Annotated in this window: 21 protein-coding genes; 9 read left to right on the top strand and 12 right to left on the bottom strand. The window is 72.9% G+C overall.

From position 1 onward, the window contains the following. Positions 1-374 precede the first annotated feature (374 nt). The 3 genes from AB0O01_RS01710 to AB0O01_RS01700 all read left to right on the top strand — a co-directional run bounded on the left by AB0O01_RS01710 (position 375) and on the right by AB0O01_RS01700 (position 4,591). On the top strand, positions 375-1,298 hold the full coding sequence (locus AB0O01_RS01710) for an SDR family oxidoreductase (RefSeq protein ID WP_365309871.1): 924 nt from the start codon (positions 375-377) through the stop codon (positions 1,296-1,298). A 421-nt stretch (positions 1,299-1,719) separates the two neighbouring features. Further along, a complete protein-coding gene (locus AB0O01_RS01705; protein ID WP_365309869.1) occupies positions 1,720-2,364 on the top strand; it encodes a TetR/AcrR family transcriptional regulator in 645 nt (214 codons plus the stop codon). A 169-nt stretch (positions 2,365-2,533) separates the two neighbouring features. Further along, positions 2,534-4,591, top strand: coding sequence for an NAD(P)-binding protein (locus AB0O01_RS01700; RefSeq protein WP_365309867.1), 2,058 nt, complete (start codon positions 2,534-2,536; stop codon positions 4,589-4,591). 93 nt (positions 4,592-4,684) lie between these two features. On the opposite strand, the gene AB0O01_RS01695 is transcribed toward AB0O01_RS01700, so the two are convergent. Further along, on the bottom strand, positions 4,685-6,112 hold the full coding sequence (locus tag AB0O01_RS01695; RefSeq protein WP_365309865.1) for a PucR family transcriptional regulator: 1,428 nt from the start codon (positions 6,110-6,112) through the stop codon (positions 4,685-4,687). 172 nt (positions 6,113-6,284) lie between these two features. Between AB0O01_RS01695 and AB0O01_RS01690 the strand changes: the two genes are divergently transcribed. Beyond that, the gene (locus tag AB0O01_RS01690; protein WP_365309863.1) at positions 6,285-7,517 is read left to right on the top strand and encodes an NAD(P)/FAD-dependent oxidoreductase; all 1,233 of its coding nucleotides are present in this window, start codon (positions 6,285-6,287) and stop codon (positions 7,515-7,517) included. Positions 7,518-7,610: 93 nt separating this feature from the next. Here AB0O01_RS01690 and AB0O01_RS01685 read toward each other — a convergent pair whose 3' ends face one another. Continuing rightward, positions 7,611-9,029, bottom strand: a complete 1,419-nt coding sequence (locus AB0O01_RS01685; RefSeq protein ID WP_365309861.1) for an NAD(P)/FAD-dependent oxidoreductase — start codon at positions 9,027-9,029, stop codon at positions 7,611-7,613. A 93-nt stretch (positions 9,030-9,122) separates the two neighbouring features. Between AB0O01_RS01685 and AB0O01_RS01680 the strand changes: the two genes are divergently transcribed. Together AB0O01_RS01680 and AB0O01_RS01675 are read left to right on the top strand one after the other, a co-directional pair. Then, positions 9,123-9,776, top strand: a complete 654-nt coding sequence (locus AB0O01_RS01680; RefSeq protein WP_365309859.1) for a TetR/AcrR family transcriptional regulator — start codon at positions 9,123-9,125, stop codon at positions 9,774-9,776. Between the two features lie 231 nt (positions 9,777-10,007). Then, positions 10,008-11,474: an APC family permease gene (locus AB0O01_RS01675; protein ID WP_365309857.1), complete on the top strand. Its 1,467-nt coding sequence runs from the start codon at positions 10,008-10,010 to the stop codon at positions 11,472-11,474. 254 nt (positions 11,475-11,728) lie between these two features. Here the strand turns inward: AB0O01_RS01675 and AB0O01_RS01670 are convergent, their stop codons facing one another. Both AB0O01_RS01670 and AB0O01_RS01665 read right to left on the bottom strand, forming a co-directional pair. Further along, entirely contained in the window at positions 11,729-13,054 is a 1,326-nt protein-coding gene (locus tag AB0O01_RS01670; protein WP_365309855.1) for a carboxylesterase family protein, read from the bottom strand. Positions 13,055-13,149: 95 nt separating this feature from the next. Further along, the gene (locus tag AB0O01_RS01665; protein ID WP_365309853.1) at positions 13,150-14,493 is read right to left on the bottom strand and encodes an MFS transporter; all 1,344 of its coding nucleotides are present in this window, start codon (positions 14,491-14,493) and stop codon (positions 13,150-13,152) included. Positions 14,494-14,738: 245 nt separating this feature from the next. Here AB0O01_RS01665 and AB0O01_RS01660 point away from each other — a divergent pair, with 245 nt between their 5' ends. Then, positions 14,739-15,341, top strand: coding sequence for a TetR/AcrR family transcriptional regulator (locus AB0O01_RS01660; protein WP_365309851.1), 603 nt, complete (start codon positions 14,739-14,741; stop codon positions 15,339-15,341). Between the two features lie 199 nt (positions 15,342-15,540). Here AB0O01_RS01660 and AB0O01_RS01655 read toward each other — a convergent pair whose 3' ends face one another. From AB0O01_RS01655 to AB0O01_RS01645, 3 genes are all read right to left on the bottom strand, one after another. After that, on the bottom strand, positions 15,541-16,110 hold the full coding sequence (locus tag AB0O01_RS01655) for a hypothetical protein (RefSeq protein ID WP_365309850.1): 570 nt from the start codon (positions 16,108-16,110) through the stop codon (positions 15,541-15,543). A 55-nt stretch (positions 16,111-16,165) separates the two neighbouring features. After that, positions 16,166-17,446 (bottom strand): alpha/beta hydrolase, encoded by a 1,281-nt coding sequence (locus AB0O01_RS01650; RefSeq protein ID WP_365309848.1) that lies wholly within the window; start codon positions 17,444-17,446, stop codon positions 16,166-16,168. Between the two features lie 237 nt (positions 17,447-17,683). Further along, the gene (locus AB0O01_RS01645; RefSeq protein ID WP_365309845.1) at positions 17,684-19,201 is read right to left on the bottom strand and encodes a subtype B tannase; all 1,518 of its coding nucleotides are present in this window, start codon (positions 19,199-19,201) and stop codon (positions 17,684-17,686) included. A gap of 569 nt (positions 19,202-19,770) precedes the next feature. On the opposite strand from AB0O01_RS01645, the gene AB0O01_RS01640 reads away from it, so the two are divergent. Further along, positions 19,771-21,093: a histidine kinase gene (locus AB0O01_RS01640; RefSeq protein ID WP_365309843.1), complete on the top strand. Its 1,323-nt coding sequence runs from the start codon at positions 19,771-19,773 to the stop codon at positions 21,091-21,093. On the opposite strand, the gene AB0O01_RS01635 is transcribed toward AB0O01_RS01640, so the two are convergent. The 5 genes from AB0O01_RS01635 to AB0O01_RS01615 form a co-directional block, all read right to left on the bottom strand. Continuing rightward, positions 21,090-21,776: a response regulator transcription factor gene (locus AB0O01_RS01635; protein ID WP_365309841.1), complete on the bottom strand. Its 687-nt coding sequence runs from the start codon at positions 21,774-21,776 to the stop codon at positions 21,090-21,092. The two genes, AB0O01_RS01640 and AB0O01_RS01635, sit on opposite strands and share 4 nt — an antisense overlap. A 276-nt stretch (positions 21,777-22,052) precedes the next feature. Next, entirely contained in the window at positions 22,053-22,895 is an 843-nt protein-coding gene (locus AB0O01_RS01630) for an ABC transporter ATP-binding protein (protein ID WP_365309839.1), read from the bottom strand. A 25-nt stretch (positions 22,896-22,920) separates the two neighbouring features. Next, on the bottom strand, positions 22,921-23,697 hold the full coding sequence (locus AB0O01_RS01625) for an ABC transporter permease subunit (protein ID WP_365309837.1): 777 nt from the start codon (positions 23,695-23,697) through the stop codon (positions 22,921-22,923). Beyond that, entirely contained in the window at positions 23,694-24,467 is a 774-nt protein-coding gene (locus AB0O01_RS01620; RefSeq protein WP_365309835.1) for an ABC transporter permease, read from the bottom strand. Before AB0O01_RS01620 ends, AB0O01_RS01625 begins: the two co-directional genes overlap by 4 nt. Further along, entirely contained in the window at positions 24,464-25,429 is a 966-nt protein-coding gene (locus AB0O01_RS01615) for an ABC transporter substrate-binding protein (protein ID WP_365309833.1), read from the bottom strand. The genes AB0O01_RS01620 and AB0O01_RS01615 overlap by 4 nt, the downstream gene beginning before the upstream one ends. A 264-nt stretch (positions 25,430-25,693) precedes the next feature. Between AB0O01_RS01615 and AB0O01_RS01610 the strand changes: the two genes are divergently transcribed. Further along, the gene (locus tag AB0O01_RS01610) at positions 25,694-26,047 is read left to right on the top strand and encodes a hypothetical protein (RefSeq protein WP_365309831.1); all 354 of its coding nucleotides are present in this window, start codon (positions 25,694-25,696) and stop codon (positions 26,045-26,047) included. The last annotated feature ends 32 nt before the right edge of the window (positions 26,048-26,079 follow it).

Below are 26,079 nucleotides of genomic sequence, written 5' to 3'. Positions count from 1 at the left end.
CCCACCCTGCGGGCCAACGGCGCACCGCCGCCCGCGAGCACCTCCATCGGCGTCGAGTCGGATCCCGGTGCGGCAGTGGCGCCACCGCCGCCGCGCCGGACGGGTCACCGAGGTCGAGGAGTGGGCTGCGCAGCGAAGCCGGTCGCAGGCCGTACCCGTTCGGGTGGAGTAACCGGCGAGAAGACGATGCCGCCCCTGCCCGTCTGACCTAATGCGGAACAGGCTGCGGCCGTCGGACCCAGGGGACCCCCCCCACCCGACGGCCACCAGCCCCCACCCGCACAAGCCCCACGTCCCGCGTCCCAGCCCCGAGTACTGCGTCCCGAGCCCGCAGGTCTCACGTGCCCAGTCCCCCGGCCCAAGGGAGCCCACCCGTGCGTGTCCTCGTCACCGGCGCCACCGGATTCATCGGCAGCGCAGTCGTCCCCGAACTGCTGGCCGCCGGACACACGGTCGTCGGGCTCGCCCGCTCCGAGCGGGCCGCCGAGACGGTCACCGCCGCCGGGGCCGAACCGTACGCCGGTCACCTGGAGGACCTGGACGGGCTGCGGCGCGCGGCGGACGCGGTGGACGGGGTCGTCCACACCGCGTTCATCCACGACTTCGCCACCTATACGACGTCCGTCCAGATCGATCGACGGGCCATCGAGGCGATGGGTGACGCCCTCGCGGGTTCGGGCCGCCCCCTGGTGGCCGCCTCCGGCACGGCCGGTCCCGCGCTGGGCCGGGTCGTCACGGAGGACGACATCGCCGTCCCGACCACCCCGGGCGCGCTCCGGGCCCCCTCCGAGCAGAGCGCGCTGGCGCTCGCCGAACGCGGGGTGCGCGCCAGTGTCGTCCGGCTGCCGCCCGCCGTGCACGGCCGGGGTGACCACGGCCTCGTCCCGGTGCTGATCGACCTGGCCGTCAGGAAGGGTGTCGCCGCGTATCTCGACGACGGCGCCAACCGCTGGCCCGCCGTGCACCGGCTCGACGCGGCACGGCTGTTCCGGCTCGCCCTGGAGAAGGCCCCCGCGGGGGCGCGGCTGCACGGGGTGGCCGAAGAGGGGGTGCCGTTCCGGGTGCTGGCGCAGGCCCTCGGCGGGGGACTGGGTCTGCCGACGGCCTCCGTCGCCCACGCGGCGGCCCATGACCACTTCGGCTGGCTGGGCGTCCTGGCCGGAATGGACGCCCCCGCGTCGAGCGCCCGCACCCGCGCCCTGCTGGACTGGCACCCGGAGCGGCCGGGGCTGCTCGCGGATCTGGGTGAGGGGCACTACTTCGCGGACCCGGTCCCTTCGGGCGCCGGGGGCGCTTGAGTCCCGGCGGGAGGGGGGAGCCGGGTCGGGGTACCGGAGTCCCGGCGGGGGAGGGGGAATCGGGCGGGGTACCGGAGTCCCGGCGGGGCAGGGGGCAATCGGGGCGGAGTGCCCGAGCCCCGCTCGGGCCGGGCCGGACCGGGCCGTACGTCGGCCGAAGGCCCCGCGGTGGACGGGGGCGGCAGGCGTGAGCGCCGCGCAGGGGCGGGCTAGGCTGGCCGCCCGAGCAACCCCCTGACCTCGTCCGACTCACGGCCCCACACCCCGCACCCACCAACCCCCGCACCCACCAACCCCCGCACCCACCAACCCCCGCACCCGCCAACCCCCGCACCCACCAACCCCCGCACCCGCCAACCCATGAACCCCCGCACCCACCAACCCAGGAACCCACACCCCCCGGCGTCCCGAAGGAGCACCCGTGTCCGGTGATCTGCCCGCCGCCCCGCAGAGGGCCTCGCACGGCGCTCCGCGCGGCCGGGGCCGTGCCCGCAATCGCGCGGAACGCCGGGCGATGATGCTGGACGCGGCCGAGGAGGTCATCGTCGAGCAGGGCCTCGCGCAGACCCGTACCGCGGATGTCGCGCAGGCCGCCGGAGTCAGCAACGGCACCCTGCTGTACCAGTTCGGCACGCTGGACGCCCTGCTGGCCGAGGCGCTGGCCCGCGCCGAGCAGCGGTTCTGCGACCGGGCCGTGGCGGCGGCCGGGGCCGCGACGGGGGAGGACCCGCGGCGACGGCTCGAACGCCTGGTGGAGTGGCTCTTCGCCACCGACCCGGAGACCCGTCGGCTGTGGCGGCTGTGGCTGGAGACCTGGAGCGTCGCCCGCTGGAACCCGCTCATCGCCACCGCCCGGCAGACCCAGGACGCGCGCTGGCGCGGCATCCTCGCGGACATCGTCGCCGACCTGGGACTGAGCGAGGAGCGGGCGACCGCGTTCACCGCGGGCTTCGCCGCGCTGGTGGACGGGCTCGCCGTGCAGGTCGCCCTGGACGACAGCGCCGTCACCCCGGAGACCGCCCGGGAACTGGCCCTCGCCTACGCCGTCGCCGACCTGGGAAACTGACCCCCTCTCCACCGCCGTCCGGCCACCGCGCCCAGGGCATTCCCTCCGCCGTCCGACGCTGCCATACTGCCCGAATAGTCAGTCAAAAATAGTCGGCCAGAGAGTCGGCCAAGAGAGTCGACCAGAAGAGTCGGCCAAAGAGTCGGGCGAAAGCAATGAGGTGGCGGTAGTGGACCCGAGACACGCGATTCTCTTCGAGCCGGTGCGGATAGGGCCGAAGACCCTCCCCAACCGCTTCTACCAGGTGCCCCACGCCTCCGGCTTCGCCACCGTCAAGCCGCGCACCCACGCGGCGTTCCGGGCGGTCAAGGCGGAGGGCGGCTGGGGCGGGGTGTGCACCGAGTACTCCCCGGTGTCCCCGGACGCCGACGAGACCCCGGTCGTCGGCGCGGAGTGCTGGCACCCCGAGGACATGCGCCTGCTCGGCTCCGTCGCCGAGGCGATCCACGCGCACGGCGCCCTGGCCGGCATAGAACTCTTCCACGGAGGGGCCTCGTCGGTGAACGGCTCGTCCCGGCTGCCCCGGGTGGCCCCCACCCAGGACCACACACCCACCGTCCACGCGAGCCGCCCCAAGGCCATGACACGCGCCGACATCCAGCGCATCCAGGGCGACTTCGAGCGCGCGGCGCGCCGCGCCCGGGACGTCGGCTTCGACATCGTCTATGTGTACGGGGCCCACGACTACCTGATGACCCAGATGCTGTCCCGCACCCTCAACCGGCGTACCGACGGCTACGGCGGCAGCAGCCTGCGCGACCGGGCGCGATTCCAGTTGGAGACCCTGGAGCGGGTCCGCACCGCGATCGGGGACGACTGCGCCGTGGCCGTCCGCACCCCGGTCGGCCCCGGCCGGGAACTGCCGGGCCTGGACGAGGAGGAACTCCTGGAGTTCGTCCGGCTCGCCGACCCGTACGTGGATCTCTTCGACGTCAATGTCGGAAGCTGGCCCGAGGACTCCGGGACCTCGCGCTACTACGGCGAGGGCAGCCAACTGCCATGGACCCGGCGCGTCCGTGAGGCCACGGCCAAGCCGGTCGTCGGCGTCGGCCGCTTCAGCAACCCGGACCTGATGGCCGACCTGGTCGGATCCGGCGACCTCGATCTGATCGGCGCGGCCCGGCCCGCCATCGCCGACCCCTTCCTCCCGGCGAAGATCCGCGAGGGCCGCGCCGCCGACATCCGCGAATGCACCGGCAGCAATGTCTGCGTCCTGCGCGAGGAGACCTTCCACCACGTCGGCTGTGTGCAGAACCCGACCGCGGGCGAGGAGTACCGCCGCGGCTGGCACCCCGAGCTGTTCACCCGCACCACCCAGCCGGAACGCCCGGTGCTGATCGTCGGGGGCGGGCCCGCCGGAATGGAGTGCGCCGTCGTCCTCGGCCGACGCGGCTTCGAGGCCGTGCATCTGGTCGAGGCGGGCGACGGACTGGGCGGCAAGCTGCGCTGGACCAGAAGGCTGCCCACGCTGGGGGACTGGGGCAGGATCGTCGACCACCGTCTCGTCCAGCTCGCCGGACTGCCCGCCGTGACCACCGTCCTCAACCGGACCCTCGACGCCGGGGACGTGCTCGACTACGGCGCGGAACTGGTCGTCGTCACCACGGGCTCGGTCTGGGCCGCGGACGGCTTCCAGCCCGGCACCGGCAGGCCCTTCGGGGGCGCCGCGCTCGCGCTCACCCCCGAGCGGGTCATGTCCGGCGACCGCCCCGCGCCCGGCCGCGCGGTGGTCTACGACTGCGAGGGGTACCACACCGCCCCCGGCCTGGCCGAACTCCTGTGTGACGAGGGCTACGAGGTGCACCTGGTGACCCCGTTGGAGCAGGTGTCCCCCGTCTCCGACCTCGCGCTGGAGGGGCCGATGCTCCGTCAGCATCTGCACGACAAGGGGGTCGTGTTCCACACCGGGGTGGAGCTGCACGCCTTCGACGGCATCGCCGTCACCGGACGGACCGGGTACGGCGACCCCTGGACCCTCCCCACCGACGGCCTGGTGCTCGCCACCGTCCAGCGCAGCGACGACGCCCTCTATCGGGAACTGCTGCGGCGCGAGGACGAGTGGGAGCAGAACGGGGTGCGCGCCGTCTACGCAGCCGGGGACGTCCTCGCCCCGAGGATGCCCTCGGAGGCGATCTTCGACGCCCACCGCCTGGCCCGCGAGATCGACGGCCCCGACCCCATGACGCCCCTCCCGGTACTCATCGAACGCCCGGGGGTGGGGAACTGAGCAGGCGGGGGAGGCGACCCGGTGTGCGGGGGCGGGGCGGGGGCGGGGGTTGAGCCCCCGGGTGTGCCGGACCCCCGCGCCCCGCCGTCCCCGTCAGTCCCCCTCCCCGGCCCCATCCCCCTCCCTCCGGAGGGACTCCCACGCCTGATAGGCGATCCACGCCGACGACAGATCCCCCGTGGCGGCCAGGTCGAGCCCGGTCTCCTCCGCGATCCGGCCCAGCCGGTACGACAGTGTCTGGCGGTGGATGCCCAGCTCGGCCGCGGTCCCGGCCCAGGCGCGGTCGTTGCGCAGATAGGCGAAGAGGGTCTCCCGCAGCCGGGCCGCACGCGGGCCCTCCTCGCACAGCCCGCCCAGCACCGACGCCGTGATCTGCTCGGCCTCCCGGCGTGAGCGGGCCAGCACCGAGACCGTCGTGCCCTCGAACTCCGCCCACCCGGAGCCCGTACGCCCGTTCTCGGCGAGGGCCCGCTCCGCCTCCGCCGCGGCGTGCGGGACGTCGGCGGGATGGGAGTAGGGGGAGGACACCCCCGCGCGTCCGGCCACCGGGCGCGTCAGGGAGCGGAACTCCGGGAGGGCGGCGGCGGGGACGAGTGCGAGCAGGCCGGACCTGCCGGGGCCGACCGCCACCGGCAGCCGGTGCACGGCGGCCAGCCGGGCGACCGCCGCCCCGTCCGCGTCCCCGACGGCGACCAGCCGGAACCCCTCGGACGGCCGGTGCGGTCGCAGCACCTCGGCGAGCCCGGCCGGGACGGTGCCGCCCAGCAGTGCCGCCAGGGCCGCCGCCGACAGCTCGGCCCAGCGGTCGGCGGCGTTGAGGACCCGGTCGACCGCCACCTCCATCACCTTCATGAGATGGACCAGCAGAAAGCTGTCCAGTTCCGCGCCGGGCAGCTCCCGGAGCCGCAGTTCCGCGTCGTGATGCCCGCGCAGGGGATAGCCGCGGGCCGTCTCCGCCGCGCCGGGCGGCGGGTCGGACGCCAGCAGGGTGGTGCCGGTGGCGGTGTCGGCCACGGTGATACCGACATCGAGCAGGGTGGCCAGGGAGTCGGTCAGCGCCGAGTCGTCGTCACCGGCACGGGCGGCCAGGTGGTACAGCTTGCTGAGCCGCAGCACCTGGTGCAGTTGGCCGAAGGAGTTGGCCGCGGCGACATGCCGGGCGACGGCGGCGTACGGGGTGCGCGCCGCCGCCAGCAGGACGGGGAAGCCGCGCCGGTCGGCCTCGGCGAGCAGCGCCCCGGACAGCGGCGGGGCGGGCGGGTGGTCGCCGATCATCAGTCCGGCCAGCCCGGCGTCGTCCAGCCGGGCCACCAGCGCCACCTGCCCCTCGGCGTCGGCGGGCACGCACAGGCCGACCGTCATCAGCAGTTCGTGCGGTCCGAGCCAGGCTGCCGGGTCCGCCATCTCGCAACTGTGCGCCCACAGCACCTCACGGGCCAGGCCGTCCCGGCCCGCGAGCACCGTGGTGCCCAGGCCGGGGGCGGCGACGAGTTCGGCGACGGTGAGCGGACGCGGAGTCATGCCGCCGGATCATACCCGCGTACAGATTCAGAGCCATTTCTGTAACAGAGTCCGATGGTGGGGGCCGGGTTGCCGCTCCTACGGTGGGCGCGCATCACACAGGGACGGCCGCCACGCCGGTACGGCACCGGCGGCCGTTCATATCCAGTGACAGAGGAGAAGAGGTCACCCAGTGCAGCGCATCGCAGTCGTCGGGGCCGGGCTCGCCGGGCTCGCCGCGGCCAGGGAACTCGTCCGCAACGGAATCGACACCACCGTGCTGGAGGCACGTGAGCGCGCGGGCGGGCGTGTGTGGTCCGGCACGGTCCGCGCCGAGGGCCATGACCATGTCGTCGAGCGGGGCGCGGAGTTCGTCCTCGACGGCTACACCGCCCTGCGCCGGCTGCTCGCCGAGACCGGGCTGGAACTGGTCGACACCGGCATGAGCTACTACGTCCGCGAACTCGGTGATCTGCCGGCCTTCGGCACGGGTGATGTCGTGGCGGCCGGCCGGGAGGCCGTGCGCCTGGCGGGAGGGCACCCCGGCGCCCCCTCCGCCGGGGACGTCCTCACCCGTCTCGCACTCGACCCGCGCCTGGTGGAGGCCGTGCGGGCCCGTGTCGAGATCTCCACGGCGGTCGGCGCGGACGAGGTGACCGCCCGCGCGCTGGAGCAGGTCGCGTCGTTCGTCCCCGGGCCGAGCTGGCGGGTGGCGGGCGGCAACCAGCGGCTGCCCGACGCGCTCGCCGCCGACCTCGGGAACGCGGTCCACTACAACACCCCCGTCGTGCGGGTGAGCGACCTCGACGGCGGCGGAGCGGTGGTCGCGACCGCCGACGGCGGCCAGGAGTTCGACGCGGTGCTGGTCGCACTGCCCCTGGCGCTGGTCCACGGCGAGCACGCGATCACGCTCCCCGGCGACGCGCGACGCGACGCGGCGCTCGCCGGGACCGTCCAGGGACACGCGGCGAAACTGCACGTCCCGCTGCGCGAGCGGCCGTCCACCAGCGCGGTGATGTCGGTGCGCGGCCGGTACTGGACCTGGACGGCACGGGACACGACCGGCTCGGCTCCCCCCGTCCTCAACGGGTTCATGGGGTCGCGCCGGGCGATCGAGGACGCGGGCCTGCACCACGACCCCGGCGCCTGGGCCGCCGACGTACGGCGGCTGCGGCCGGACCTGGACATCGCCGCCGACGCCGATGTCCTCACCACCGTCTGGTCGCGGGACCCGTACGCCCGGGGCGCCTACTCGGCCCACGCCCCCACCTCCGGCGGCCCGTCGGCACGGGCGCTGGAGGAGCCCATCGGCAGCGTCCACTGGGCGGGGGAGTACACGGAACCGGAGTTCACCGGTCTGATGGAGGGCGCGATCCGCAGCGGCGAACGAGCCGCCGCGCGGATCCTCCGCAGCCTCCACGGCTGACCGGGGCTCTCCTTCGCCTCCGCACCCGCGCCTGCGGCGTCCGGGCTGCGGCTGCGGCTGCGGCCACGGCAGCGGCTACGGCTACGGCTACGGCTACGGCAGTGGCCGGGTGAGGTCGGTCAGGTCGATGGGCCGTCCCAGGATCCGTTCGGCGGCCCGGTGCCCGGACAGCAGTGCCCCCTGCACCGTGGCGGGGTCGTCCGGCCAGGTCGCCTCACCCGCCAGGTGGAGGACGCCGCCGACCGGTGCGGCGACCCGGTCGTGGTCCTCGGCCGAGCCACCCACCGCGACATAGGAGTAGGAGCCGCGCGCGAAGGGGTCCTGGCACCAGCGGGTGACGCGGACGCCGAGCGGCTCCGGTACCCGGTCCCCGTACAGTTCCCGCAGCGCCCGCAGTCCCGAGGCGGTGATGGCGGTGTCGTCCGCCGCCTCCAGTTCGCGGGCCGCCGGGCCCCCGGCGAAGGCCAGCAGGGTGGGGGCACCGGCGGTCGCGGAGACGTCGTACCAGGTGTGCCACCCGTCGCTCCGCCCCAACTGCCGGACCACGTACACCCCTTCGTCCCAGAACCGGTGGGGGAAGTGGAGGAACACCTTGTCGAAGGCGCCCATGCCGAGGGCGCCGATGGCGTCGGACACCGTGGGCGGGAGGGGCGGCGAGAAGATCGGCTCACCCGCCTTGAGCACACCGAGCGGGACGGTGACCACGGCGTGGTCCGCGGTGAAGCGGGCGGCCTCCGTCCGGGGCAGTGCCCGTCCAACGCCCGCGCCGCCCCGGTCCGCGCCGGATCCGTCGCCGGGACGACGCGGGTGCGTCCGTGCCTCCACCCGCACCCCGTCCGCTCCCCAGGCCAGGGTGCGGGCCCGGTGCCCGAGCCGTACGTCGACACCGTCCGCGAAGGCCCTGGCGAAGGCGTCGTACCCGCCGGGGAAGACGACCTCGGCGCCGGGGACGGGCGCGTCGCCCAGGAACCGCCGGTCCAGGTGGTCGACGGCGGCCCCGCACTCCTCCTCGGCCCGGTGCCGCAGGTGGCCCCGTACCCGGTCCAGGCGTTCGGCGTCCCAGTCCAGGGCGGTCAGGGCCCGGTCGAGCACGGTGGCGTAGGAGGTGCCGGGGCCCGCGGTGGCGATGGCCCGGCGCAGCGCGCGGTCGGCGGTACGCACGTCGGCCGCCCAGGACGCCGCCTCCTGCGGGGTGAGCCGGGTGCCGGTGGCGTCGTAGCAGACGGCCGGGTGGCCGTCCGGCTGGGAGCTGCCGACGCTGAACTCCCTTGTCTCCAGGCCGAGTCGGGAGGCGAGAACGGTCAGCGGGTTGCCGTCGACGCCGTGGATCCAGGACGCGCCCAGGTCCAGGGTCCGGCCGCCGGGGCCGGTCTCGGTCCAGGTGCGGCCACCGGTCCGGTCCCGTGCCTCCAGCACCGTCACCCGCAGACCGGCCGCGGTCAGCAGCCGTGCCGCCGTCAGTCCGGCGATCCCGGCGCCGATCACCACGGTGTCCAGGTGTCCGCTTGGCATGAGGAACCGACCTTCATCAAATTTGAATGAATATTCAGTCAACAATAGCAGTGGGCTAAGCTGTGGCGTCAAGAGCGGCGCGGGAGGACGGCAGTGCCACGGGGTCGATTCGCGAAGCGCGTGGACGGGGCCGCCGCTCGGGCCGGGCGGTCCGCCCCGACGCCCGGCACGGCGTCCGACGGGAGCCGGGACCGGATCCTGCGGGCCGCGGCCGAGGTCATCCGCGAGCAGGGTTTCGCACGGACCCGGGTGGCGCAGATCGCCGAGCGGGCCGAGGTCAGCGGCGGCACGGTCGTCTACCACTTCGAGACCCTGGACCGACTGCTGGTCCAGGCCCTGCGGGACGTCGAGGACCGGTTCTACGCGGCGGCCGACGAGATCCTCGACGGCGAGGGCGAGGTCCGCGGCCGGCTGCTGGCACTCGCCGGGCGGGTCTTCTCGGCGGACGGGGGCAATCCGACCCTGCGGGCCGTGTGGCTGGATTCCTGGGCGCACGCCGTACGCCACCCGGAGATCGCGGCCATGCGGGCGGCCCAGGACGAGCGCTGGCGGGCCCTGGTCCTGCGGCTCGTCACCGAACTCCCGCTGGAGCCCGACCGGGCCCGGCGGATCGCGACCACCTACGCCGCCCTGGTGGACGGCCTGTCCGTGCAGGTCGCACTGGGTGACCCGGTGGTGGACCCGGCGGTGGCGCACGGTCTCGTCGCGGCCTATCTCGACCGGGCGCTGCCGGTTTCGTCCGCCTGACTTTCGTGCCGTTCCCGGCGGGTTCCGGCGCCGGGTGACGCGCCGCCCGGACGGGACCGCGCGACGCAGGTGAGGGCGCTTGTGACGGCGTGTCACCACCCGGGGCGCGCCACCTCGCGGGGACCCAGGCGCCCCGGGGATACCGGCATTTCGGACGTTGACGCCATCGATCTCCGCTCACACAATGACTGCCCTCACGACGCATGTCATTGCGAACCCGGAGCGTTCCCCATGGCCACAGCTCTGCCCAAAAACCCTTGCGCGCCCCTTCCCGAGGCCAGAAAAATGCGGCTGCTGCCGCTGGTCGCATTCATCTTCTTCTGCGTGTCCGGTGGCGCCTACGGAATCGAGGAACTGTTCTCGGCCTCCGGCCCCGGAATGGGAATAGCCCTGCTTCTGATCGCCCCACTCATCTATGCGATCCCGCATGCACTGGTCGTCGCCGAACTCGGCACGGCGATCCCGGAAGAGGGCGGTTACTATCACTGGGTAAAACGCGGGCTGGGCCGATTCTGGGGATTTCAGCAGGGCCTGCTGCAATGGATATGCAGCTTTGTCGACATGGCGATCTATCCGGTGCTGTTCACCAGCTACCTCCAGAGTCTCGTCGCCGATGTGGCACCGGGCAGGCATGTGCTCCTCACGGCCGGTCCGCTCGAATTCGACCTCAACTGGTTCATCTGCCTCGCGGTCATCGTCGCCTTCACCGGACTGAATCTCCTCGGCGCCGGCCGGGTCGGTGAATCCTCCGTGCTCTTCGGAATCCTCTGCCTCACCCCGATGCTCATCCTCACCGTCATCGGCTTTGCCCATCTGATCCGGAACGGCGTGAATCCGGTCGGCGAACTGACCAGCAGCCCCGGCCAATCCGCATGGGACGCGTTCGGCGACGGACTCTTCGTGGTCATGTGGGCCTATTGCGGCTGGGACGCGGTCAGTACCGTGGCCGGTGAAATGGAGAATCCCCGGAAACACCTGCCCCGCGCCCTCGCCCTCTCGGTGGCCCTCATCATGCTCAGCTATGTGCTGCCCGCGCTGGCCGCGCTCGGTGTCGGCAGGGACGGACCCGAGGGCTGGGCGAACTGGGCGGAGGGCTCCTTCTCCGACGTCGCCCTCCACCTCGCCGGGCCCTGGCTGCAATGGACGGTGACCATCGGCGGGATGGTCGCCGCCGTGGCCCTGTTCTCCGCCCTGCTCGCCTCGTACAGCCGACTGCCCTACGCGCTCGCCCGGGACCGCTATCTGCCCGCGGTGTTCGCCCGCGAGAGCCCCCGCCGGAAGGTCCCGGTCGTCGCCGTCATCGGCTCCTCGGTGGTCTACGCGATGTTCTGCATGAGCAGCTTCGCCGACCTGATCGTCTTCAATGTCTTCCTCACCAACCTGGGGATCCTGCTGGAGGTCGCGGCCCTCATCGCGCTGCGCGTCCGCGAGCCGCACCTGCGGCGCCCCTTCCGCATCCCCGGCGGCTGGTTCTCGGTCGGCCTGGTGACGGTGTCCCTCCTGGGCATCAGCGTCTGGGCCACCTGGCAGCAGTATGTCTCGGAGGGCCGACAGGCCGTGACGTACTGCCTGGTCGTGGTCGGCGGCTCGTTCCTGCTCTACTTCCCCCTCGCCCGGCGCGCCGACCGCCTGACCCGCGCGGCGGAACGCGAGACGGAACGCGGAACGGAATCGTCCCGGGAGACGGCCGCGGTCTGAACCGGCGGCCTGGGAACCCGGGGAGACCGGCCGTCAGGGAGGCAGGCCGTGAAAGGGAGGCGGGCCGTCAGAGGGAGGCGGGCCGCCCACCGCCCGGGACCGGACGATGGGCAGACCTGCCTTGACCCTTGAATCACGGACCGGTGCAATGCGTTACCGGCCGAGGGAGTGCATCACGGACCCGGTGCGATGCACCACCGGCCGATGGAACGCATCACCTACCGGCCGAGTGCCTCACGGGCCGGTCGGGTGCGTCACTCACCGATCCGCCGCACGGACCCCTCCTCGCCGTCCCACCGCGCCCACCCGAGCTCCGGGGTGCCCGGCGATCCGTGCCACGCGAAGTGCGCCCAGCTCTGCCGGAGGGTCCGGCCGTGGGCCTCGACGGTGGCCCAGTCGGTGGTGCCCAGGACCGGACTCCCGGCCCATGACTCCCGCGTCCCCAGCAGGAACGGCACCTCGATGCCGTGCACCGCGCCGAACCCCCCTTCCGCGGGCGCCCAGCCGAACTCGTACACGAAGGCCGCTCCCCCCGCGTCCAGGACCTGGCGGGCGATCTCGTGCGCGGGCTCGACGAACGTCGTGCGGGACATCGCCGTGACCGTCTCCTCCGGCACCGGGGTGGGCGCTCCGACGACGAACGCGCCCCCCTCCCGGGAGGTGTAGCCGATGACGAGATCCGGCACGGGCGCCGACCGGAAGGTCCGCTCACGGGTCTCGGCGTCCGGGAACGGATCCATCAGCGCCGGCCGGAACGACACCGTCCCCGGCCGCGACGGCGACGCGGTGTTCCACTGCTCGGTCAGGGCCTGGGCGTCCAGGATCCCCTGGACCGGGAGGGTCAGCAGGTCACCCCCGGCCGCCTCGGCGAAGTAGGGCCCGGCCGCGAACGCCTCGTCACGGGTGGGGAGCCGGGACAGCGCGGGCGCGCTCTGCGCGATCACCCGGCGGACCAGCCGCCGGGCACGGGGGATCGACAGCAGCGCGAGCGCCGAGGTGGCCCCGGCGGACTGGCCGAACAGGGTGACGTTCGCCGGGTCACCGCCGAACGCGGCGATGTTGTCGCGCACCCACTCCAGGGCGAGGATCTGGTCGTACAGGCCGAGGTTGCCCTCGCTGATCCCCTCATGGGCCAGGAAACCCAGCGCGCCCAGCCGGTAGTTGACCGACACGACGACGACATCGCCGTCGGCGGCGAGCCGTCCGCCGTCGTGCTGGGGGAGCGTGCCGCCGCCGGTCAGGTACCCGCCGCCGTGCACCCACACCATCACCGGCCGCCGCCCGGTGAGGCCCGGTGTGGTGAGCGCCAGGTACAGGCAGTCCTCGGACTGCGGCGGCTCGTCGATGTGCGGGCCGTAGACCGGCTCCAGACGGGACGGCAGTTGCGGGCAGACCGGGCCGGGCCGGGTCGCGTCGACGGGTTCGGTGTGCCGGGCGGCGCTGACCGGTCGCGCGAACCGCTCGGCCGTGCCGTAGCGGATCCCGGGGAACCGCAGCAGCCGGTCCCGGCCGCGCAGGCCCGTCACGGGTCCGGACTCCGGGTGGGCGAGGACGGATCGGCTACGGGTGTCAGTGGTCATGGTGCGGGTGACTCCTTGTCGGGTGTGGGGGATTGGGCCGGGCCGGGACATGCCGTCCCGGCCCGGCAGGGTGGACTGTGGCGGTAGGGGTACGGTCACGCGAGTGCGGCACGCCGCCTGCCGGTCAGCAGCAGGACGGCCAGCCCCAGCACCGGCAGCGCCGTCATGGCCAGGAACACCGTCGACAGGCTCGCCACGCCGCCGAGGCCGCCCACCAGGGAGGCGCCGATGCTGGCACCGGTGAAGGACACCAGCGTCGCGATCCCGATGGCGACACCGCGATCGGTGAGGTCCACCGCCTCGCTGACGGCCGACATCATGGAGGGCTGGCCCAGGGCGAACGACCCGGTGGTGAGGGCCACGCCCAGCGCGAGCACCGGAGCCGAGTCCATGGCGGCCCCGGCGGCGGCGACCAGCAGCGCCAGCATCGCCAGGGAGCAGGAGACACTGATGGCCAGCCGGGCGCCGAGCTTGGCGAGCACCTTCCGGCAGAACGTGGGCGCCACCAGTCCGACGACCGCCGCGGGCAGCATCAGCAGACCGGTCTGCAACGGCGTCCAGCCCCAGCTCGCGGTCACGCTGGGCACGCCGACGAGCATCGCGAACCAGCTCGCCGGGACCGCGGAGGCCGCGAACGCGCTCCGCAGCACCACCGGGTTGCTGACGACCGAGCGCGGCAGGAACCCCTGCGGCCGGGCCCGCACCCAGGCGACGACGGCCGGAACGCCCGAGACGAGCAGCACCGCGCCGACGATCCCCGTGACCACACCCGCCGACGGCGACTGCAACACCAGGACGAGGCCCGACGCGGCCGTCGCGACCAGCAGGGCGCCGGTGCGGTCGATGCGGTTGCCGGAGCCGCCGGACGGCGCCAGCCGGGCCAGGTAGGGCAGGGCGAGCAGGCCGACCGCGGGCATCGTCACCGCCAGCCGCCACCCGCCGAGATTCTCCAGCGCACCGCCGATGAGCGGGCCCAGCGCGCTGAACGTGGCGCCCACCCCGGTCACCCGGCCCAGTGCCGCACCGCGCTGCGGACCCTCCCAGAGCGCCGAGAGGAGCGCGGTGGTCAGCACCGCGATGCTCGCCCCGCCGAAGCCCTGCACGATCCGGGCGACGAGCAGCAGCGGGAACGACGGGGCCAGCGCGGCGGCGACCGCGCCGATCGACATCGTCACCATCCCGACGATCAGCGGCACCCGCAGACCGTACGAGTCGGCCAGCCGTCCGTGCAGCGGGGTCGCCACGGCCAGCATCACCGTGTACACACTGATCGCCCAGGCGGCGCCGCTCGCGCTGACGTCGAACTCGCCGGAGACCTGGGGCAGGCTCACCGCGAGGGCGGACGTCCCGGTGGTGGCGAGTCCGTAGATGACTCCGAGCAGAACCGGAATCCACCCGGGGGCGCGCACGCCACGGGGTGTGTCCTTGTCGATGGTCACGGTATGTCCCTGCTGATGCTCATGAGGTGCTCCAGTGGCGTGCGTGGGCGGGTCGGGGACGCGGTGGGGGGCGCGGGGGTGTGAAGGGGGTGTAGCGAGTCGCGACTGTCAGTAACTGAACACTCGTTCATTCATGGAGGATAGCGTAGCGCCGGGTCCGGGTGCGCGCGGCCCGCGGCCGGGTGGGATGTGAGCGAGGTCATGGGGGCGGGTGCCGAACCCGGCGCCGGCGGTTACAGTGCCTCGTGGCCGAGACATCGCAGCGAGCACGCAATCCACGAGGGCAGGGCGACCGGCTCCGGCTGGAGATCCTGGAGGCAGCCGCACGTCTGCTGTCGGAACTGGGCGGCGAGGAAGGGCTGACGATCCGTGGCGTCGCCCGCGCCGCGGGCATCTCCCCGGGCGCCATCTATCAGCACTTCGCCGATAAGTCGGCGCTGGTCACGGGGCTGATCGGATACGACTACGAGCAGATCTCGCAGGCCATGGACACGGCCGACGGGGACTGCCCGCCGGACGCCGTGCTGGAGCGGGTGCGGGCCCAGGTGCGCACCTACTGCCAGTTCGTGGTGGACAACCCGGGTCACTACCGTCTGCTGATCAACCATCAGCCCCTGACGGCCCCCCGGAGCGGGCCGATGATCGACCTCGTCACCAGGGTGGCCACGGCCTTCGAGCGCTGCCAGCGGGCCGGTGTCCGGCTGCGGCTGCCGGCGCGGCGGGCCGCGGTGCTGGTCTTCACGGCCGCCCATGGCCGGGTCGCGCTCTGGCACGCGTCCGGGGATCCGGTGACCGCCGAGGCCCTCCTCGACTTCGTCGACGAGGTGGTGTGGCTCGTCACCGAGTGACCATCGGATGACTGAACGAATGTATAGTCATGTGAGGGTGGCGGTCCTGGAACGCCAGGACGGGTAGCCCGATCGATGTGATCGGGCTACCCGTGGTCCGTGCCGTGTCAGCGGCTGTCCGCCTCCCGGCGGCCGGTGACACGGTCACTCAGTGGCTCAGTGGCTCAGTGGCTCAGTGGTCGAGGAGGTGTCGCGCTTCTCACCCCGCCTGGGCCCCGAGTGCCGCCACCCGGGCCTGGATCCGGGCCGGGTACACCTTGGTGACGACGGCCGGGACGACCAGGCCCACCGCATGGGCGAGGCCCTGGAGCCAGCCCGAGGCGTCCGTCAGCTCGCACACGGTCAGGGCGACGAAGATGAAGGTGAACCCGCCCGCCCACACCGCCGTGATGACCTTGTTGACGGCGATGAAGCCGGGGTGGCTCCAGTACTCCTCCGGCGCCTGCCTGCGGGCGATCCCCAGGGTGAACGGGCGCTGCACGGCCAGGCCGAGCCAGGCGGTCCCGGCCAGCCAGACGAAGGACAGCGTGCCGTTGTACTCCGCGACCGCCGAGTCGGGGGAGAGGAAGGCGTAGGTCCCGATGACGGCGAAGTAGACGATGCTGCTGGCCTCCAGGACCAGGGCGTCCAGAGCCACTCCCCGGCGCCGGTCCTGGACGAGCAGGAGCACCCCGGTGACGAAGCCCGCCACCGCGCCCCAGCGCCAGTCGGCGACCGCCGAGACGACGCCCGACGCGATCCAGGGGACGAACCCGCGGATGTAACCCATGTGAAGCCGGTCCTCTCTGATGCTCACGTGCTGTCCTGCTCCGGTACCGCGGTGGTCAGCCGGTGTTGGCGGCGAGGAAGTCCGTGATGTGGCTCATGGTCTCCTCGGTGGACCAGGGCAGGGCGCTCTCGCTGCCCTCGGTGGCCGTCGCGGCGGGACCGAAGGCCATGTCGCCGTGGCCCGCGCCGGTGAGCACGACCCGCTCGGCTTCGACGCCCTCCTCGGTCAGGGAGTTGAAGAGGTTCAGCGTCTGGCTGGGGGAGACGAGCGGGTCGGCGCTGCCGTGCAGCAGGAGGAACGGCGCGGTGTCGGAGGTGATGTGGGTGGCGGGGTCGGCGGCGGCCACCTCGCTGGTGTACTCCTCGGTCGACTCGGTGGTGCCGGCGCCGTAGACCCACTGGGCGGCCGGGTTGCCCGCCTCGTAGTTGCTGTCCTTGGCGGCCTGGTCGTAGTCGTCCGCGATGCGCGAGAGGTTGGCGGGGCCGAACTCGTCGACGACGCCCTGGACATCGCTGCTCTGGTCGAGGTTGTCCCCGGCGTCGTAGGTGTCGTCACCGTTGGTGGCGCCGGTCATGGCGGCGAGGTAGCCCCCGGCCGACTGGCCCCAGACGAAGACGTTCCCGGTGTCGATGGTGTAGGTGTCGGCGTTGGCGCGCAGATAGCGGATCGCCGACTTCACGTCCGTCAGGGCGTCCTCGTAGGTGCCGCCGTCGGCGGTGGTGCGGTACTGGACGCTGGCGACGACGTATCCCTGGTTGGCCACATAGGTGCGCTGGTCGAGGTTGCCGGTGCGCTCGGCGCGCTGCCAGCCGCCGCCGGTGATGTAGACGACCAGGGGCTTGGCCTCGGACGAGTCCTTGGGCACCTGGATGTCCAGCTTCAGTTCGGTGCTGGTGCCGTCGGTGGTGGGGGTGGCGTAGGTGATGTCGTTGGTGGTGGTGACGGCCGAGGTGTCGCAGGTGATCGAGGGGCCCTGGGGGTCGATGACGGTGCTGGTGCTGTCGTCGATCTCCTTGATGCTGGTGGCCTCGCCGAGGTCCATGGCTCCGCCCGCGGGCATGCCGGAGGGCATGTCGGACGGCATGTCGGTGGGCATGCCCTCCGGCATCTCGCCGCCGCCGGGAGCGCTCATCTCCGCGGTCGGGCACGCCGACGGGGACGCCGAGGAGGGGGCGGCGGCGGCCTCGTCCGAGGAGTCGTCGGAGGAGCACGCGGTCAGCGCGAGCGCGGTCACCAGGGTGACGGCCAGCAGGGCGGTGCCCCTCGCCCGGCGTCGCGCCGGGCGCCGGCGGCCGATCGCGGCGGGGTCGGTGGGGCTGGAGTGTTGGTGCAGCACGGATTCTCCCGTGGGGTGTCGCGGAACGGTGCGGTATTCGGAGATCGGATCTCCGTTTCCGTTCCCCACTCTACATGAACCGGAGATAGTATCTCCGGTTTAGGGTGACCAGGCGCCTGGAGGGGGGAAGCGGGAGGTGGGAAGAGGCAGATGGGAGGGGAAATGGTGGGGGTGGCCGGGGGCCACCCCCACGCGGGCGACGGCGGGCCCGAACGGCTGGAGGGCTCCGCCGTGCGGCTAGCGGACGGCGTACCCGGTGATACGGCCCATCCAGGTGATCATGTCGCCGGGGTCGTCGTTGGCGCCGTGGCCGCCGTCCCAGAACATCTTGAGGTTCACCTCGTCGCCCAGGTTGTGGGTCTTGAGGGCGAGGTTGGTGATGGCGGTCAGGGAGTGGGTGGTGTCACTGGTCCCGATCCGCAGCCACCAGCGCCGCGCCCGCCGAGGGTTGCCCTGGCCCAGGTAGTGCATCGGGTCGACCAGTCTGACCTTGTGGGGGATGTCGCGGTCGACGGTGGCGGTCTGGTCGCCGGTCGCGTACCGCAGGCCGAAGTCGGTGAAGTGGCGGGCGTTGCGGGTGGCGTCGCCGAAGTAGCCCGGCTCGGGCTGGGCCATGTTCTTGTCGTCGAACGCCGGGAGGGGGCGGGAGCGGCCCACATGGTCGATGAACCCGTCCCAGGTGAAGGACGCCTTGCCGCCCGACCAGGTGATGAAGGGGTTGGCGGTGAGATACGCCGTCCGGTCGGTGGCGGACAGGGCCCGCAGATGGGTGGTCGCGGCCGGCCGGAGGTAGTTCTCCAGCAGGTATCTGTCGTAGTTCGCGGCGGTCACCCGGCCGAAACGGTTGATGCCGCGGACGCCGAGCGACGCCTGGTACGTCGCGAACTGCGCGGTCAGCTCCCTGGAGGCGGCCTGGTCGACCAGCGCGCCGGACAGCTCGGCCGAGCCGAACATCCACTCGTACGCCTTGTCGGCGTTGCCCAGGTCGATGATCGGACAGAAGCAGGCGGACGCGAACACCGCGTCGCTCGCCTTCGCCGCGCCGATCTCCCGGAGGTAGGGCTCGAACAGCGGGCTGCCCGCCGAGGCGCCCAGCACCGCGGAGAAGGCGCCGCCGGCGCTGCCGCCGTTGGTGATGATCCGGCTCGGGTTGCCGGGCAGCGCGCCCCTGTTCCGGTGGATGTAGCGCAGCGCCGCCTTGAGGTCGACGATGCCGGCGGGCGCCTTGCCGTAGTACGTGCCGTCCTTGATGTTGTTCCGGCCCCGGGCGCCGGAGGTGACCACGACGTAACCGGCGGCGAGGGCCAGCTCGGCGTTGCGGCCCCGGTCGCCCGCCCCGGGGGGCAGCGGGCCGTTCGTGGGCCCCGGGGTGGGGGTGCCGCCTCCGCCGCCGGTGGTGCCGGAAGCGGTGCCCGCCATGAAACCCCCGATCGGGATGTGGAAGAAGATCGGGGCGCGGGAGGCGTCGACCGGCTTGCCGTCGATCTCGAACGGCTCCTCGACCTTGAGGCTCTGATAGGTCGCGTCCACGGGCCGGGACACATAGACGACGTTCTGCCAGAGCCGGTAGGCGACCCGCTTCTGACTGCCGTCGGCCGTCGTGACGGTCCGCGTCGCCGTGGTGTACGCGGTCCGGGGGAAGGCGAGCGGGTCACCGGTGGACGCCGCGGCGTCCCGTGTGCCGCCGTTGTACCAGGCGGTGGCCGCTACCGCGGCGGTGGCTGCCGTACCGGAAAGGAAAATTCGGCGCTTCACATCATCGTCCTTCGCGGAGTGCGGGTGGGTGCGGGTGAGTGGGGCTGGTCGAGCTGGTCGAGCTGGTCGAGCTGGTGGGGCTGGTGGGGCTAGTGGGTCTAGTGGTGCTGACAAGGCTGGTAGGGCTGGTGGTGGGGCTCGTGGGGTCACATGCCGACGGATGACACCCCTGGCGCCGGTGCGGGCGGATGACGCCCGGTCCGGGCCGTGCGGGGGAGTCGGGTCGGGGGATGTCGGGCGGTGCGGTCGCGGCTCCTGATCCGTGGCCGACCGGTACCGGAACCGATGCGGTGGCCTCGTCGCGTGGGGGGTGCGATGCGCTCAAACTGCCCGCTGCTCTTCGGTCGGCGCGTCCCCTGGACACCGTCACTCGCGCCTACGGCGTCCGCCGTATCCTGCCGCGCGCCCTACGCGGGGCGGCGTACGCCCGGCGGCCCGCCGGACCCCCTGCCTGCCGTAAAGGCGCAGCTCCACCCATGGGCGCGGTACGGCGGACGCGGACGGACGGCGCCGGTTTCCCTGTGCCGGGCGGGGTGTCCGCACCGCCCGCGGCGCGTACGGTGAGCGGCGTGAACTGTGTCGGAGTGCCCGGGCCGCGCGACACCGCCGCCCGGGATGCGGTGGTGGGGGCGAGGGCGCCGGGCGCGATCCGGGGCCGGGTGCCGGGACATCCGTTCCTCGTCGACGGGGCGCTGGCGGCGGTCTGCGCGGCCATCGTGCTGCCGGGTTTCCTCGGCGACGGTGTCCCCGCCCGGTCCGCTGTCCTGGTCACGTTCCTCTCGGCGGCGCCGCTGACGGTGCGGCGGAGCATGCCGGTGCCCGCCCTCGCCCTGACGACCGCCGTCTTCCTGGGCGTGCTGCTGTGGCGGGGGGAGCCCGGGCCGGGCATCGTGTGCTGCCTGGTGGCGCTGTACTCGGCCGCCGTGGCGGCTCCGCGCACCCGCGCGCTGATCGTCGGCACGGTCACCGCCGCCGTGATCGCCCTCCCCGCACTGCTGGTGACGGGCCGTCACTTCTTCGACGCCGGCAACTTCGTACTGATCGCCTGGCTGGCCGCGGCCACCGCCATCGCCGCCGCGGCCAGGAGCCGCCGCGCCTACATCCGGGCCATCGAGGACCGCGCCGAGCGCGCCGAACGGACCCGGGAGGCGGAGGCGTCCCGGCGGGTGGCCGAGGAACGCCTGCGGCTCGCCCGCGAACTGCACGACATCGTCGCCCACAGCATCACCGTGATCAACTTCCAGGCGGGGGTGGCCGCCGAACTGCTGCGCCGGGAGCCGGACGCCGCCGAGACGGCGATCGAGCACGTCATCACGGCGAGCGGCGCCACGCTCACCGAACTCGGCACCATCCTGACCGTGCTGCGCCAGCCCGACGGCGACGCCCAGGCGCCGCCCCCGACCGAACCCCTGCCCGGCCTCGACCGCCTCGACGACCTGCTCGCCGGGTTCCGGGCCGCCGGTCTGGCGATCGACCTGCACCGCGACCGCGCACACCCGCCCGCCCTGAGCCCGGCCGTGAGCCTCGCCGGTTACCGCATCATCCAGGAGTCCCTGACCAACGCCCTCCGCTACGCCACCCCCCGGACGGCGACGGTACGCCTGTCCGGCGCGGCGCACCGGCTCCGGATCACAGTCGTCAACCCCGTCGACGGCGGTGCGGCGGGCGGGTCGGCGCCGCCCCGCCGGGAACACTGGGGCACCGGGCGCGGTCTGCTCGGTCTGCACGAGCGGGCGGCCTCGGTCGGCGGCCACCTCGACGTCGAGCGGGGCGCCGACCGGTTCCGCGTGGAGGCGCTGCTCCCCACCGCCCAGCCGGACCAGCCGTGCCGCGACCGCCCGGCACCCGGGGAGCGGTCCGGCGCCACCGGATCCAGGTCCTGGAGCCCCTAGAGATCCGCCGCCGACGGGCGGACCAGCCCCGTCTGATAGGCGAACACCACGAGCTGCGCCCGGTTGCGGGCGCCGAGCTTGGCCATGGCACGGTGCACATGGGTGCGGACGGTCTGGCGGGAGATGATCAGGTAGTCGGCGATGACCTCGTTGGACAGCCCCTCGGCCACCAGCGCCACGATCTCCCGCTCCCGGTCGGTGAGGTCGGCCAGTACCCCGGACACGGTGGACGGCGGCCCGTCGGGCAGCGCCAGATAGCGTGCGATCAGGGTCCGGGTGGCCTTGGGCGACAGCAGGGCCTCGCCGCGCGCCGCGATCCGGATGGCCTCCGGCAGTTCCGCCGGGCGCATCCCCTTCCCCAGGAAGCCGCACGCCCCGGCCCGCAGGGCGGTCAGGATGTACTCGTCCACCTCGTAGGTGGTGAGGATGACGATGCGGACGCCGTCCAGCGCCGGGTCCGAGGCGATCTCGCGCGTGGCGGCGAGACCGTCCAGGTCGGGCATGCGGATGTCCATGAGGACGACGTCCGGTGTGGTGCGGCGGACGACCTCGATGGCCTCGCGGCCGGTCTCGGCCTCGCCCACCACCGTCAGATCGTCGGTCGAGTCGATCAGCACGCGGAAGCCGCCCCGCAGCAGTGCTTGATCGTCGGCGATGGCCACCCGGATCGAGGCATCGTTCATGCCGTCACCATACGGCAAAGCGGAGACTTAGTCTCCGGGTAAGGGGGTGGACGTTACCGGGCCCGCCGAGAGGACGTCCGCCGGGTACGCCGGAGGGACACTCCCGGGCCGGCCGACGGGGCGCCCCCGGAACCGAGGGCCGAAAGCGTTCGGAGACCCGAGGGCCGAAGGCTTTCGGAGCCCCGGCCGACGGCACCCCGCACGAAATCGACCGGCGCCGCCACCCCCTCGCCCCTCCCGAAGCCGGAAGTCCGACGAGGGGGCCGGCGGCCGGCCTCAGCCGGACCGGTGCCCGTCGGCGGCGGCAGCCGCGGCCGACCCGTCCGCCTCCTTCCCCACCGCTTCCCGCCCCACCGCCCGCTTCGCCGCCTGGATCTGCTCATAGACATGCGTCCGCAGTTCGGTGAAGCGCGGCGCGACGCGGGTGTGCAACTGGTCGCGTTCGTCGGGCAGGTCGACGACGAGTTCGTCCTGCACGACGGTCGGTGAGGCGGAGAGGACGATCACCCGCTGACCGAGGTAGACCGCCTCGTCGATGTCATGGGTGACGAACAGGACGGTGATCCCGCGCTCCCGCCACAGCGTCCGCACCAGGTCCTCCAGATCCGCGCGGGTCTGCGCGTCGACCGCCGCGAACGGCTCGTCCATGAGGAGGACCTGGGGCTCGTAGGCCAGCGCGCGGGCGATGGCCACCCGCTGCTGCATGCCCCCGGACAACTGCCACGGGTAGGCGTCGGCCGCGTCCGGGAGTCCGACCGACCGCAGCGCGTCGGCGACCAGCTCCCGGCGCCTCGCCTTCGGGGTTCCCTTCTGCTTCAGGGGCAGTTCGACGTTCTCCCCGACCCTCATCCACGGGAAGAGACTGCGCCCGTACTCCTGGAAGACGATCGCCATGCCCGGCGGCGGACCGGTGACCGCCTCGCCGCCGAGCAGCACCTGTCCGCCGGAGGGTTCGAGCAGTCCCCCCATGCACTTCAGCAGGGTCGTCTTGCCGCAGCCCGACGGCCCCACCAGACAGACCAGTTCACCGGCCCGCACCGTGAAGGTGAGGTCCCGGACCGCCTCCACCTGCCGGCCGGACCCCTGGTAGACCTTCCGCAGGCCCCGTACGTCGAGCATGGTTTCGCCCTTTCACAATGTTCACTCACGACCGCCGGGTGGACGCGCGCAGGCCGTGGTACCAGCCGAGCACCCGGCGCTCGGCGAACTGGAAGGCAAGGGACAGCAGGAAGCCGAGCAGGCCGAGGATGAGGATCCCGGTCCACATGTCGGGGATGGCGAAACTGCGCTGGAACTGCACCACCGTGAAGCCGATCCCGTTGTTGGCCGCGAACATCTCGCTGATGACCATGAGGATGATGCCGACCGACAGGGCCTGCCGCAGACCGGCGACGATCTGCGGGCTCGCCGAACGCAGCACCAGATGCCGCAGCCGCCCGACCCCGCGCAGATGGTAGGAGCGGGCCGTCTCCAGCATCACCGAGTCGACCGCGCGCACGCCCTCCACCGTGTTGAGCAGGATCGGCCAGACACAGCCGCTCGCGATCACCACGATCTTCATGGTGTCGCCGATGCCCGCGAACAGCATGATCACCGGCACCAGCACCGGCGGCGGCACGGCCCGCAGAAACTCCAGCACGGGCTCGCAGAACGCCCGCACCCCCCGGTACGAGCCGATGAGGGTGCCCAGAGCGATGCCCACCACGGCCGCGAGGAGATAACCCCCGGTCAGCCGCAGCACACTGGGCAGCAGATCCGCGCGCAGCCGCTCGCCGGTCCACACCGAGGGGAAGGTCTCCAGGATCGTCCGCAGGGGCGGCCAGAACGGATCGGTGCTCCCGTCCGACGCGACCCACCACACCCCGAACAGCAGCGCGGGCAGCCCGATCGCGAACAGCACCTGCCGGGTCAGCGCCCTCATGACACCACCTCCCCGCGCACGGACTGGTGCCAGGCCAGCGCCCGCCGTTCCACGGCCCGCGCACCGACGTTGATCAGCAGTCCGAGGACGCCGGTCACCGTGATCAGCGCGTACATGTCCGGCACGGCCTGGGACGCCTGGGCGACCGCGATGAGGGAGCCCAGCCCCGGTGCGCCGATGACCAGTTCCGCGGTGATGGCGAGCACCAGGGCGACCGCCGCGGCGAGCCGGATCCCGGTCATGACATAGGGCAGGGCGGTCGGCCAGGTCACATGCCGGACGCGGGCCCAGGTGCCCAGCCCGTACGACCGGGCCGTCTCGTCGGCGACCGGGTCGACGTCCTGCACGCCGTACAGCACCTGGAGGAGGATCTGCCAGAACGACGCGTAGACCACCAGCAGCAGGACCGAGCGGAGTTCGGAGCCGTACAGCAGGACGGCCAGGGGGATCAGCGCCACGGACGGGATGGGGCGCAGGAACTCGATCGTGGAGGCGGTGGCCCGCCGCAAGAACGGGACGAGGGTGAGGAGCAGGCCGACGAGGATGCCGGCGCCCGAGGCGAGGGCGAGGCCGAGGACCCAGCCCGTCAGGGTGTCCCCGAGCGCCGACCAGAACGCCGGGTCGCCGAACTCCTCGCCCAGGGCGCCGGCGATGTCGCTCGGCGGCGGGAAGTAGTCGGTGCTGACGAGGCCGAGCCGGGGCAGGGCCTCGCCGACGGCGAGGAAGGCCGCGAGGCCCGCCGCGCCGAGGGCGATGTTCGGAGCGTTCACGGCAGCAGCTCGTCCAGGTCCGGGGCGGTCTTGAACAGGCCGTCCTGCTGGCCGAGTTGCTCCAGCCGCTCCACCGAGGAACGGCTGATGTCCTCGGGCCACTTCGGCAGGGTCACCTTCGACAGCACCGAGGCCGGGATCTCCGTGTACGTGGCGACGATGTCACGGACCTCGTCCGGGTGGCTGTTGGCGTAGGCCAGCGCCTCCGCCGTGGCCTGCTGGAACTTCTCCACCACCTCGGGGTTCTGCTGCGCGTACTCCTGCGAGGTGAAGTACATGGCGACGGTGAGGTCCTCGGCCACGTCCGCGTACGGGGACGCGATCTGCACGCCGCCCTGCTCCAGGATCGTGGTCAGCGCGGGCTCGACCGCCATGGCGGCGTCGATCTGGCCCTTGTCCAGGGCGGCCGGCATCTGGTCGAAGGCCAACTCCACGAACTTCACCTTCGACGGGTCCCCGCCGTCCTTGCGCACCGACTCGCGGACCGAGGTGTCGAGGATGTTCTTGAGGGTGTTGACCGCGACGGTCCTGCCCTCCAGGTCCTTCGCGGACTTGATCGGGCTGCCCTCCTGGACGACCAGCCCGCCGTAGTCCTCGCCGTTCACGCCCGTGGTGGCCACACCGTTGGACACGGCCTTCACCTGGACGCCATTGCTCTGGGCGACCATCAGCGACGTCGTGTTGCTGAAGCCGAACTGGAACTGCCCACTGACCACGCCCGGCACGATGGCCGAGCCGCCCTGCGCCGTGGTCATCGAGAGATCGAGACCGTGTTTCTCATAGATCCCCTGCTCCTTGCCGAGATAGAGGGCGGCCACATCGACGATCGGAATGACTCCGACGTTGACACGGGTGACGCCGCCGCTCTCGGAGGCGGAGCTGTCCGAGTCGGCGGACGCACCACAGGCGGTGGCGCCGAGCAGAAGGGCGACGGCGGCGATGCCGGCGAATAGGCGTTGCATGTTCTGTCCTCCCGCGGGCCGTGTCCGGTCCGTTCCGGCCGGTCCGCGCACAATGGGATGGGGTGGGAGAAAGACGAAGGGTCATGACATGACGTCGGGTTCGACCTGCCAAAGGTGTCGTCCGCGCTGCTCCCACACATCCCCCGGGGGCCGTCACTGGGGCGTACGGCGGCTGCCGTAGCGGGGGTGGGGGGTACGGCCGGGGCGGTAGCCGGGGCTCCGCGGGGGAGGGCCGGGCCGCCGCGGCCGGAGGCCCCCGCTGCCGTGTCGTCGGAGGGCGGCCATCTTGCCGTGCTGTGCCGGGTGGGGGAGAACACAGCCGCGTTCGACGGCGGCTCCGGCCCGGTGACCGTCGCCGGACAGGAGGCGACGGGCGGTCGTGCCGTGGAGTGTCTGTCGGGGATGCCCGCCGCCGAGGGGCTGTTCCGGGGCGGGCCGAGGCGCGGTCGCCACGGGGCGCGCTCCGGCTCGGGCTCGGCGGTGCCCGGCCCGCCCGGCGCTCCGCCCGGCGGTTCCCGGAACGGCTCGGCGCGGATCCGCGCACCGCCCCCGTGGCGGACATCCTCGCCGCCCACCGGGAACGCCTTCTCGGGTGATCCCGACCCCGGCCGGCCATGAACTCGCCGTCCGGCGCATGGTCCGGGCCGGGG

It is taken from the genome of Streptomyces sp. NPDC093252 (genome assembly GCF_040683675.1).
Classification (GTDB): Bacteria; Actinomycetota; Actinomycetes; order Streptomycetales; family Streptomycetaceae; genus Streptomyces.
Note: the sequence above shows the minus strand (reverse complement) of the source record. Positions and strands in the feature narration are given on the sequence as shown.